Raw genomic sequence first — 10,583 nt, forward strand, 5'->3', positions numbered from 1 at the left:
GTTTCAATCACAGTGGCGTCAATCCGGGTTGCGCTGTCCCGCACGGTCGTTCATACGTTCAGCGATGGGGCTCGCGTCGGTAGCGGCGGGGCGGGGGTGCGTGGCCGATGCCGAGCAGTGCGGCCGCGCGGGAGTGCAGCGAACAGGCGGCCGGATCGCAGTCCCGGTGTAAGGCGACGACGTTCGAGAGGTCCAGTCTGGTCAGGTTCTCCAATTCGACCGAGCAGTCGACGAGTTCGAGCGAGCGGGGCGCGAAGTACTCCATTGGCTCACCTTCGGTGGTGCTTCCCGGTGGCACGGTGCCGACCGGCGGCGGGGACGAGGACCGCATCGTCATCCGTCCGACGACTGTGTGTCGGGAGCGGAGGGATCGTTCGTTACCGATGCCGCACACGACACGCCGTGGCGGCCCGGAGCACCCTGCGGCGCAGCGTCACTCGGCGGGCTTCTCGTCCTCCGGCGGGGTGGGCGGCACCTGGACGGGGCGCAGGCGGACCCAGGTGAAGAAGGCGGCGGCGGCGATGAGCATGCCGATGCCGGTCCACTGGTTGATGTCGATGCCGCCGGTCTTGGCGTCCTGCTCGGCGGCGTCGTAGGTCAGACCCGCCACCAGGAGAATGAGGCCGTAGCAGGCGAGCAGTGCGCCGACGATGGTGCGGATATCGAACAGCATGGCGGGCCTTTCCTATCCGGCGAATGCGGTTGTCCGGCGCGGATTCAGCCGATGAATATATTGAGGGCGATAACGATGACCAGCGCGATACCGGCCAGCAGGACGGGACGCTGATACCAGGGCAGGGTGTCCGATTCCGGGTCGGTGCGCACTTCTTTCGGGGTCTCGGAGTAGACCAGGCCGACCAGTTCCGCCGCGGGCTTGGGCCGCGACACCTGGGTGACGACCACGCTCACCACGATATCCACCGCGAACGCCACACCCGCCGCCACGAAACTCGAACCCTGCCCGGACAGCTGGAAGGCACCGGCCTCGTGCAGGATGAAAACGCCGATGGCCGAGGCGGTTCCGGCCACCAGGCCCGCCCAGCCCGCTGCCGGGGTCATTCGCTTCCAGAACATGCCCAGAATGAATGTCGCGAACAGCGGGGCATTGAAGAAGCTGAACAGCGTTTGCAGGTAGTCCATCATATTGCCGAAGTTGCCCGCGATGAACGCGGTGCCGATGGCGGCGACGGTCGCGCCGATGGTGGCCAGGCGACCCACGGTCAGGTAGTACCCGTCCTCCCGGTCCTTGACCACGTACTGCTGCCACAGGTCGTAGCTGAACACGGTGTTGAACGCCGAGATATTGGCCGCCATGCCCGCCATGAACGCCGCGAGCAGTCCGGCCAGCCCCACCCCGAGCAGCCCGTTGGGCAACGTGTCCTTCATGAGGTACAGCAGCGCCTGGTTGTAAGTGGTGTCGCCCTTGTAGTCCGGATTCGCCGTGGTCTGCGCCTTGAGGTCGACGATCTGCGGCACCAGCACCGCGGCGATCATGCCCGGAATGACGACGATGAAGGGGACGAACATCTTCGGGTACGCGCCGATGATCGGCGTGCGCCGCGCGGCGGAGATCGAGTGGGTCGCCATGGCGCGCTGCACCTCGACGAAGTTGGTGGTCCAGTAGCCGAAGGACAGCACGAAGCCCAGACCGAACACGATGCCGAGAACGGACATGAAGTTGCTCGCGAAGCCGGACAGTTCATTGCCCGGCCACGCCTCGACCTGTTGCGCGCCGCCGGGACCGGCGGTCACCTTGTCTCGCAGGCCATCCCAGCCGCCCACCTTGTGCAAACCGACCAGGGTCAGCGGCAGCAGCGCGGCCACGATCACGAAGAACTGCAGCACCTCGTTGTAGATGGCCGCCGACAGGCCGCCCAGCGTGATGTAGGAGAGCACGATCACCGCCGCCGCCATCACCGACACCCACAGCGGCCAGCCCAGCAGCACATTGAGGATGGTGCCGAGCAGATACAGGTTGACCCCCGCGATGAGCACCTGCGCCACCGCGAAGCTGAGCGCATTGACCAGGTGCGCGCCCGGTCCGAAGCGCCGCCGCATGAATTCCGGGACGCTGCGCACCTTGGAGCCGTAGTAGAACGGCATCATGACCACGCCCAGGAACAACATGGCCGGAACCGCGCCGATCCAGAAGTAGTGCATGGTCGGCATGCCGTACTCCGCGCCGTTGGCGGACATGCCCATGATCTCGACCGCACCGAGATTGGCGGAGATGAAGGCCAGACCGGTCACCCAGGCGGGCAGCGACCGGCCGGACAGGAAGAAGTCGATACTCGACGACACCCGCTGCCTGGCCAGCAGACCGATGCCGAGAACGAAGATGAAATACAGCGCTACCAGCGCGTAGTCGACGGGATCGGCATCCAGCCGCAATTGCCCGTCCGCGAGTACAGCGGTCAGGGTGTCGGCGGAACCGGCGGCGTGGAACGGCATACAGCTCTCCTGACGAAGCAATCGGGCGGAGACGAACAACCGTGCGGCGAATACTAACTGTCCAGTCCGTAGGCCCGGTGATGATCGCCCGGGGACACGCCTGTCAGCGGGTCGCGCGCCCCAGCCACCCGGAAGCCGATGCCTCGTGTGCAGCATGCAAAACGAACCTTGCGAAAAGCAGACCTACGCGTTCGTCCAAGTCCGATACGGGAAGCTTGTTTTCGTGACATGATCGACTCTGCTACCCGGGACCGTATGGCCGTACACGGGGTTCACCTCACCCCGACGAGCCGCGCCCAGTGCGCACCGGGTGACCTCATGGCGGAGGAATCGCGGGCCTACGATGTAGTGGCGGCTTCATCGGGGACGGAGCGGACAAAGGGGGCGGCTGGTGGACAGGGAGGCAGGGCCAACGGAGAGGTCCGGTCGACTATTCGGATTCCGTTGGCGCAGCGTGCTGTTCGGTCTTCTGCTCTGCCTGCTGACCCTGCTGCTCCTTGCTTCCCGCTCCCTCGGGGCGTTCACGCTCAGCGTTTCCGTCATCGCCAGCGTGACCATGATCGGGGTGGGGTTGCGCCGCTACTCACCGCCGCAGCCGTTGCCGTGGTATCTGCTCTCGATTTCCGCCGTGCAGCTCACCACCGGGACGGTGCTGCGGGACGTCACGCACTGGGAGTCGCACCCCTTCGACGACCTGTTCACGCTCAGTGGATACTGCGGCATCGGCGCGGCGGCGGTGTTGTGGCTGCGGCCCCGCAAGCGCAGCATCGATCACGACCTGCTGCTGGATTCCGCGCTCATCGGACTGGGCGCGCTGCTGGCCTCGTGGACCTTCCTCATCTCGCCGATCCTGCACGCGGCCGAGCGGATCTCGTTCACCACGCTGACCGCCGCCACCTACCCGGTGGTGGACGCGCTCATGCTGACCGTGGTCGCGCATTCGGCGGTGACCTCGGCGCGCTCGGAATACTCCCTGCGCCTGGTGCACCTGGCCATGCTGATCATTCTGGCGGCCAATCTGGGCTACAACCTGGAGACGGCCGGATCGGCGGTGATCGGACACGAGATCCTGCTGGTGCCACTGCAACTGGCCTATACGCTGATCGGGGTGGCGGCTTTGCACCCGACCATGGTCACGCTCGGGGAACCGCGGCGAATCCTGTCGCATCGGTCGCGGCAGCGGGCCAGCATCATCGCCATCGTGCTCATCGTGGCGTCGCTGGTGCCGGTGGTGGGATCGAGTCTGGATCCGGTGGACCGACTGGTGGTGTCATCGCTGTTCGCGCTGCTGCTGGCCGGAATGCTGCTGCGCAGTGAGCGGGCCATCGAACGCAGTGCGCGCAGCGAGCGGCGGGCGCAGTACCAGGCCGATCACGACATGCTGACCGGACTGCTCAACCGCGCGGCGCTGCTGCGGACGCTGTACCGCAATCGCGAGCGCTGGGGCGAGGCGCCGCTGGCGCTGCTGTTCATCGATCTGGACGGGTTCAAACGGGTCAACGACAACTACGGGCACGCGGTGGGCGACGAGTTGATCGCCAATGCGGCGGCGCGGATTCGGCGCATCATCCGCCGCGACGACGCCGCCGCCCGCTACGGCGGTGACGAGTTCGTGGTGCTCACCCCGGTGGGTCGGCAGGAGGCCACGCTGCTGGCGGAGCGACTGCTGGTCGCGCTCGGGGAGCCGTTCGAACTCAGCGCGGCCGAGGTGCGGATCGCGGCCAGTATCGGCGTCGCGTGCAGCGGCGGTCGAGGCAGCGACACCACCGTGTACGACCTGCTGCGCGAGGCGGATTCGGCCATGTACCAGGCCAAGGAGTTCTCGCTCGGCTGTGTGTTCCAGGACGAGTCGAGCCCCGGCCCACCGGCCGTTCAACCGGTCTGGCAGCGGGAAACGGCGGTCTGAGCGGCCCACCCGGCCGGACGTGCGCGGTGTCCCGCCCAAACCCGGTTCGCGCGGCGGCGCAACGGGACCGGGCGGGACGGCGGGTCAGTCGCTGCCGAGCTCGTCGAGCAGGCGGCGGGCGTTCTCCAGTTCGGCCTGGAGCTGTTCCACCTTGGCGCGCTGGGCGCCCCGCACCGCCTCGAGTACGGAGTCGACCACTTCGGCCACCTCCGGGTGCAGGATCTTGGCCGCCTGGGCTACCGACGAACTCGGCACCGAGAGACCGCGAATGGTGCGCTTCTTGCCATTGACGACATCGAGGGTCCATTCACCGTCGGCGGTGCCGGAGAGGGTGACGGTCACCTCCGGGGCCTTGGTCTTGCGGGATGCGGCGGCGGCATTGCGGGCGGGGCGGGAACCGGCGGGTTTGGCCGCCTTGGCCGTGTCGCCGTTGGTGGTGGCGGTGCCCGCGGGCTCCGGCGCCGAGCCGGGCTGTGCCGCTGCGGGATCGGGCGCGGGCGATACGTTCGGCTGGGCCGATGGCATGGTCGCGGGCGACGACATCGTCACAGTGGAATCCTTCCTGGTTGCCGTTGTCGGTTTCGCTACAGGCGGTTTCGCTTCGGTCGTTGTCGCGGCGGCCGCGGTCTTCGCCGCGGTCGCCTTCTTCCCTGCCGCGGCGTCCTTCTGGGGCCGGGCCGGTTTGATCAGGGTGACCTCGGTGGGGCCGAAGGCCATCACATCTTTCGAGCCGGTCGGTTTTATCTGTAGGAAATCACCCTCGGAGGGATCGCCGAGCGCGAGCACCTTCCCGGACCTCCCCTCCGGCACCCCGACCGCCGCGGCCGTGAACCACACCATCGGCGGACGGCCCGCCTCGATATCCGTGGCGATCTGCCGTATCTCGCTATCCGACAAGGGCTGTGGCTTGGTGCGGCGGGACGACATGGGGCACTCCGAGCGGTGGTGGACACTTGCGTGCCCAAGAGCATGCACCATGGCACCGACAAATCCACAACGGAGAGTCCGGCCCCCCGCCGATCCTAAGTGCCGCGCGGCCCCGCCGGGACGAGTTCGCGCCGAGCCCGCGGCGGCTTCCCGGCAATCGGTCGGCCGAGTTCAGAGCTGTTCCACATCCCGCAGCACGCACGCCACGGTATCCGGCCGCCGCACCGGGTCGAGCCGGGTTTCCGTGGTGAAGTTCTCCGTCGCCCCCGGCCGCACCGATACCTCGGTTCGGGTGCGCTCCAGGACCGTCGATTCCGGCGTGACGAAGCTGACCACCACCGAGTAGCGGTGCTCGACGTCGTCGCGGTTGCTCACCACCCCGGCCGCCCGCCAACCGGCCGCCGTTCCCGCGCACTCGGTGACGAAGACGCTGCGGTGCGCGTTCGAGGCGTCCGTCGCGGCGGGTTCCGCACCGAACGCCTCGGTGGCGTCGTCCCGGCCGGCACATCCCGACGCCAGGACCGCACACGCACCTGCGACACCGGCCAACCACACGCAGCGGGCGATCATCGAATCTCCCTTTCCCCAGCACACTTCCGACCCCCGAACCTCGGTTGCCGTCCATTAGCTGCGCGAAGAGTACCCCACCACACCGGCGTGTCGTCACATGACGCGAGGGTCGTGTCGCAATCACGCAATCGACGCACGCGGACCCGCTACTATTGGCGACGTTTTCGCCAAGAGTTAGCTGTTGCACTGTTCCGGTACTCGGCGGCAAAGGTGGCTCGTGAGCAATTCCCAGCGTCACAGGTTTCTGGCGAGCGGTCTCACCCTCGCATTCGGAGTGCTGGTCGGAGGCGGTTATCTACTGTTCGACGTGATGCGGGTGCGGGCGCCCGGATCGGCCTACACGGTGACCGTCCAACTGGACCGGTCGGGCGGTTTGCAGGTGGGTAACAACGTCACCTGGCGCGGCTACCGGATCGGCGAGATCACGGCCGTCGACCTCACCCACGCCGGGGCCGCGGTGGCGGTGCGCGCGGAGATCGACAACCGGTACCGGATTCCGCGAGATACGGCCGTCCACGTGCACGCGCTGTCCGCCGCCGGGGAGCAGTACATCGACTTCGTGCCCGACACCGATCGAGGGCCGTACCTCGACGACGGGGCGGTGGTGCCGTTCGACGCCTCCCGCACTTCCACCCCGGTGCCGCTGTCGGAGGTACTGATCAATTCCAGCGAACTCATCGCCCAGATCGATCCGGACAAGTTCGCCGTCATCCTCGACGAGCTCGATATCGCGCTCAGCGGCGGGCCGGACCAGTTCCGCGCCTTCGTGAACGGCATCAGCCTGGCCGTGGCCGGATTGGACAATCTGCTGCCGCAGACCACCAATCTCATCACCAGCCTGCGCACCATCGCCGCCACCACCTCCCAGGCCCAGCCGGATCTGGGCACGCTGACCAGCAATTCGCGCGTTCTCATCGACCAGGTCAACGCCGCGGACGCCGAGATCCGGGCGCTGCTCGAGGACGCGCCGGGCATGATCGAGGTGACGGCGCGGACGCTGGACCGCAATGCCGACCCCATCACCAGCCTGGCCACCAATCTCAGTGCCGTCGTCCGCGCGGCTCAGCTGCGGATTCCGGCACTGCGGGCGCTGTTTCCATCGCTGCTGATCGGCACCTCCGCCATGGGCGTTCCCGCGCACGACGGCGAGTTCTATACCATCGTCGATATCTGGCCGCGCCCGTTCTGCCAGTATCCGACCAAGCAGACCCCCCAATACGTGGTGCAGGACAGCACCTTCCGCCGCTGGAACTATTGCGTGAATCCGCCCGCCGACCAACAGATCCGCGGATCGGGCAATGCGCCGCGGCCGAATGTGCCCGACAATGGGGCGAATCAGCCCACGGGCGTCGATCCGGACGAACGGACGCTGCCGCCGGTGCGGTGACCCGGCATACTGCCCGGAATCGCCGGCCGGAACTGTGCAGGCGACAAGAGCGCCCGCGCGGGTATTCCGCCGGGCGCTTCGGCGTCCATATCGTGGGCGGATGAATGCGATTCGCACCCGGCGGCACGATGCCGTCCTCACCGTGGAATTGGATAATCCGCCCTACAACTTCCTCACCGGCGAGATGATGCGGGAACTGGAAGCGCTGCTGCACCGGCTGGCCGACGACGAGACGGTGCGGGCGGTCGTGGTGACCAGCGCGCTCCCCGGGGTATTCGTGAGCCACTACGACGTGGCCGAGATTCTCGCCGGTGCCGAAGCCAGCCCGCTGCCGCTGAGTCCGGCGCTGGCCGGTGCGGCGCTGCGGACCACCGGCGCGGCCAACCGGCTGCCGGGGGCACAGGCGGTGCTCGGCCGGGGGATGACCGCGGGGCTCACCGATATCCTGCGCTATCACGAGGTGTGCCGCCTGATGCGGCGATCGGACAAGGTGTTCGTCGCCGCGGTGAACGGCCACGCCATGGGTGGCGGCTGCGAGCTGGTGCTGTCCTGCGATATCCGGCTCATGGCCGACGGGCCGTACCGCATCGGGCAGCCGGAGATCCTGGTCGGGCTGATTCCGGGCGGCGGCGGCACCCAGCTGCTCACGCGTTCGCTCGGGGCGGCGCGGGCGTTGGAACTGTGCCTGGAGGGCGCGCCGATCGACGCCGCCGCGGCGCGGGATATCGGACTGGTGAACCGACTGGTCGATCCGGATCGGCTGCTCGCTGAGGCGCTCGATACCGCGCGGCGGTTGGCGCGGCGCTCCCCCGTGGCCGTCGCCGCCGTCAAACGCGCTGTGCACGAGGGAGGCTCGGCGGGGCTGGAGGCCGGACTGCATGTGGAGCGGGCCGGGTTCCTGGCCGCCGCCTCGCAGCCGGAGACGCGAGAGGCCATGCGCGCCTATCTCACGGATGTGCGGCGCAACGAGGCGGCGGGTAAGGATCTCACCACTTTCATCGACGAGCGGCTGCCGGATTGGCATCGGGGGACGGCCGGGGAATCCTAGGACGGCGCGGGCGGATTCGCCGGGGGTGCCCGCGACTGTTGGATTCCGCACACTTCCTACCAAGCAAATGCTTGGCTGCTAACGTCGAAAGGGCAGGAGGACGGTGACGGACATCGATCGCAGCGCGGCGACGATGGAGCACCGCAGCGCCGTACCGGTCCGCGTTCGCGCGGTCGTTCGGGGACTATCAATGGGGATGTACCGGGGGCAATTCGATTCCGCCCGAGGCTTTTTCGAGCATCGGCGCAGGCCGTCTCGCACCGCCCGTCCACCGCCAGTGCGATAGACAGGAATGGGTACATGAGCACCACCACGCAGGTTCCGGATCCGAATCACCCGCTGCTCCCCCTCGCGCGGGCCTATACGAGCTATTTCACCCCGAAGGTGAGTGGGCTGGAGAATCTGCCCGCCTCGGGTCCGGCGCTGGTCATCGGCAATCACTCCTCCATCTACTGGGCGCCCGAGGTGTGGATCACCTTCATGGCCATGATGCAGCGCCGCCCCACCGAGCCGACATTCGGTGTCGCGCACGAAATCCTTTTGCGCGCACCGTTCCTCGGCGAGAGTCTGCGGCAGTTCGGCGTGATTCCCGCCTCCCAGGAGGCGGCAACGGCCGGGCTGAAGGACGGCGGCGCGGTTATGGTGTACCCCGGCGGCGACTGGGAGGCGTGCCGTCCCTGGACCGAGCGCGGCACGATCGATTTCGCCGGGCGCAAGGGATTCATCCGGCTGGCCCTGAAACTGGGGGTGCCGGTCATCCCCGCGGTCGCCAACGGCGGCCACGACTCCATCTTCGTCCTCAGCCGCGGCGAGCGCACCGCCAAACTGTTGCGGCTCGACAAGCTGTTCCGCGCCAAGGTGTTCCCCTACACCGTCGGCGTCCCGTTCGGCATCGCCCCGGTCATACCGCAACTGCCCCTCCCCGCCACCGTCGACGTCAGCTTCCTACCGCCCCTGGACTGGTCCACCGAACCCGGTGATCCCGAGAACACAGCCGCGGTGGACGCTCACTACGAATCAACGGTGCACACCATGCAGACCGAGCTCGACCGCCTCCGAGCCGAAACCCCCAACCCGGTGGCGACAGGCATCAAGAACCACCTCGCGGCCCTCCCCGGACCGCTGTCCGGCTTGGCGAACCTCCTGTAGGACGACATACCGCCCACCGGACGGCCGTGGCCCGGAGAGCCCTCCTGCTCTCCGGGCCGTTTCCCCTCCCGCACAGGTAAAGGATCGGGCCACAGAGTCTGTGCGACACGACGAGTCGAGATCCGGGGACCGTGCTCGACGTGGAAGTCGGCGGCCAGCAGACCAGATCAGACGTTCGGTGGATGCGCCCGCGAAGTTCCCTGTCGAACGACAACTCACGGTGCGGCAGTGCTGAATACCGCGGTGGTCCGCGATCGCGGGCGGCGCGTCGCCGCGGGAGATGTGGGGGGAATCAGGCGCGCACGTCCACCACGAGGGCGGTGGCGTTGTCGGTGCCGCCCGTGGTGAGTGCGGTCTCCACCAGGGAGTCGGCGGTGAGGCCGGGGGTGGTGGGGTGGGTGAGCAGGGATTTGATGGTGGTCATGTCGAGGGGTTTGTGAATACCGTCGGTGGTGAGCAGGAAGCGGCCGGTGCTGGAGCCGGTGGCGGCCTGGCCGATGTCCTCGGGGCGGGCCGTGCGGGCGGAGGTGGTGACCAGATGGCCCATGCCGGCTAGGGGTTCGTGGCCGCGGAGGCGGAAGTACTCGGCCACGGTGTGGTCGGTGGTGATCTGGTGCAGAACGCGGCCGTTCCAGCGGTAGACGCGGCAGTCGCCGACCCAGGCGATATCGCAGGGGCCGTCGGGGCGACCGTCGGCGGGCAGCACCGCGACCGCCAGCACGCTGTCGCCGCCGGTCTCGGGTAGCTCACGTTCCAGTTCGGTTCGCGCGGCGAGAATTCCGGCGCGCGCACCCTCGGTGACCGCCACCCGCGCCGCCGTGCGGGCCACGATGCGGGCCGCCCGCGCCGCACCCAGATGGTCGCCGACACCGTCGGCCACGACCACCGCGGTGCGACCGACCCGGCGATCGGTCACCGTCGCGACCGCATCGGCGTTGATCTCGCGCCGTCCGCGCTTGCTGACCGCTTCCCCCGCGACCCGCACCGCCCGCCCCTCCCCGTCCGGACCTACCGGCGTGACGGCTCCGACCCCGATGGCTGCGCTGTGCATGCCCGACCTCCTCGGACTCGCGGTGCTGCCGATCAGCACAACCATAGTCAACAGCCTCGAGCCGTGTTCCGCGCCAGAATTGCCTGTGTAGTTG

At 68.0% G+C, this 10,583-nt stretch carries 10 protein-coding genes; 4 read left to right on the forward strand and 6 right to left on the reverse strand.

Features of this window, described 5'->3' with window-relative positions:
• Positions 1 to 58: 58 nt before the first annotated feature.
• The 3 genes from QMO76_RS04800 to QMO76_RS04810 form a co-directional block, all read right to left on the reverse strand.
• On the reverse strand, positions 59 to 265 hold the full coding sequence (locus tag QMO76_RS04800; RefSeq protein ID WP_306359943.1) for a hypothetical protein: 207 nt from the start codon (positions 263 to 265) through the stop codon (positions 59 to 61).
• Positions 266 to 433: 168 nt separating this feature from the next.
• A complete protein-coding gene (locus tag QMO76_RS04805) occupies positions 434 to 673 on the reverse strand; it encodes a hypothetical protein (RefSeq protein WP_306359944.1) in 240 nt (79 codons plus the stop codon).
• 44 nt (positions 674 to 717) lie between these two features.
• The gene (locus QMO76_RS04810) at positions 718 to 2,451 is read right to left on the reverse strand and encodes a sodium:solute symporter family protein (RefSeq protein ID WP_306359945.1); all 1,734 of its coding nucleotides are present in this window, start codon (positions 2,449 to 2,451) and stop codon (positions 718 to 720) included.
• 454 nt (positions 2,452 to 2,905) lie between these two features.
• On the opposite strand from QMO76_RS04810, the gene QMO76_RS04815 reads away from it, so the two are divergent.
• Positions 2,906 to 4,357 (forward strand): GGDEF domain-containing protein, encoded by a 1,452-nt coding sequence (locus QMO76_RS04815; RefSeq protein WP_306359946.1) that lies wholly within the window; start codon positions 2,906 to 2,908, stop codon positions 4,355 to 4,357.
• A gap of 84 nt (positions 4,358 to 4,441) precedes the next feature.
• Here the strand turns inward: QMO76_RS04815 and QMO76_RS04820 are convergent, their stop codons facing one another.
• Positions 4,442 to 5,284, reverse strand: a complete 843-nt coding sequence (locus tag QMO76_RS04820; RefSeq protein ID WP_306359947.1) for a DUF6319 family protein — start codon at positions 5,282 to 5,284, stop codon at positions 4,442 to 4,444.
• A 171-nt stretch (positions 5,285 to 5,455) separates the two neighbouring features.
• Positions 5,456 to 5,854 (reverse strand): hypothetical protein, encoded by a 399-nt coding sequence (locus QMO76_RS04825; RefSeq protein ID WP_306359948.1) that lies wholly within the window; start codon positions 5,852 to 5,854, stop codon positions 5,456 to 5,458.
• Between the two features lie 217 nt (positions 5,855 to 6,071).
• Here QMO76_RS04825 and QMO76_RS04830 point away from each other — a divergent pair, with 217 nt between their 5' ends.
• The 3 genes from QMO76_RS04830 to QMO76_RS04840 all read left to right on the forward strand — a co-directional run bounded on the left by QMO76_RS04830 (position 6,072) and on the right by QMO76_RS04840 (position 9,438).
• Positions 6,072 to 7,241 carry an MCE family protein gene (locus QMO76_RS04830; RefSeq protein WP_306359949.1) on the forward strand — a complete coding sequence of 390 codons (1,170 nt, stop codon included), beginning with the start codon at positions 6,072 to 6,074 and terminating at the stop codon, positions 7,239 to 7,241.
• A 100-nt stretch (positions 7,242 to 7,341) separates the two neighbouring features.
• A complete protein-coding gene (locus QMO76_RS04835) occupies positions 7,342 to 8,289 on the forward strand; it encodes an enoyl-CoA hydratase/isomerase family protein (protein WP_306359950.1) in 948 nt (315 codons plus the stop codon).
• 300 nt (positions 8,290 to 8,589) lie between these two features.
• Positions 8,590 to 9,438 (forward strand): lysophospholipid acyltransferase family protein, encoded by an 849-nt coding sequence (locus QMO76_RS04840; protein WP_306359951.1) that lies wholly within the window; start codon positions 8,590 to 8,592, stop codon positions 9,436 to 9,438.
• Positions 9,439 to 9,730: 292 nt separating this feature from the next.
• Here the strand turns inward: QMO76_RS04840 and QMO76_RS04845 are convergent, their stop codons facing one another.
• A complete protein-coding gene (locus tag QMO76_RS04845; protein ID WP_306359952.1) occupies positions 9,731 to 10,489 on the reverse strand; it encodes a PP2C family serine/threonine-protein phosphatase in 759 nt (252 codons plus the stop codon).
• Positions 10,490 to 10,583: the final 94 nt, after the last annotated feature.

This window comes from Nocardia sp. CC227C (assembly GCF_030767025.1).
Taxonomy (GTDB): Bacteria; Actinomycetota; Actinomycetes; order Mycobacteriales; family Mycobacteriaceae; genus Nocardia.

What these genes read in the sequence shown, in the direction of transcription:
- QMO76_RS04805 (WP_306359944.1), bottom strand. Translation starts at nt 673, where the DNA reads ATGCTGTTCGATATCCGCACCATCGTCGGCGCACTGCTCGCCTGCTAC.
- QMO76_RS04825 (WP_306359948.1), bottom strand. Translation starts at nt 5,854, where the DNA reads ATGATCGCCCGCTGCGTGTGGTTGGCCGGTGTCGCAGGTGCGTGTGCG.
- QMO76_RS04840 (WP_306359951.1), top strand. Translation starts at nt 8,590, where the DNA reads ATGAGCACCACCACGCAGGTTCCGGATCCGAATCACCCGCTGCTCCCC.
- QMO76_RS04845 (WP_306359952.1), bottom strand. Translation starts at nt 10,489, where the DNA reads ATGCACAGCGCAGCCATCGGGGTCGGAGCCGTCACGCCGGTAGGTCCG.
- QMO76_RS04810 (WP_306359945.1), bottom strand. Translation starts at nt 2,451, where the DNA reads ATGCCGTTCCACGCCGCCGGTTCCGCCGACACCCTGACCGCTGTACTC.
- QMO76_RS04835 (WP_306359950.1), top strand. Translation starts at nt 7,342, where the DNA reads ATGAATGCGATTCGCACCCGGCGGCACGATGCCGTCCTCACCGTGGAA.
- QMO76_RS04820 (WP_306359947.1), bottom strand. Translation starts at nt 5,284, where the DNA reads ATGTCGTCCCGCCGCACCAAGCCACAGCCCTTGTCGGATAGCGAGATA.
- QMO76_RS04800 (WP_306359943.1), bottom strand. Translation starts at nt 265, where the DNA reads ATGGAGTACTTCGCGCCCCGCTCGCTCGAACTCGTCGACTGCTCGGTC.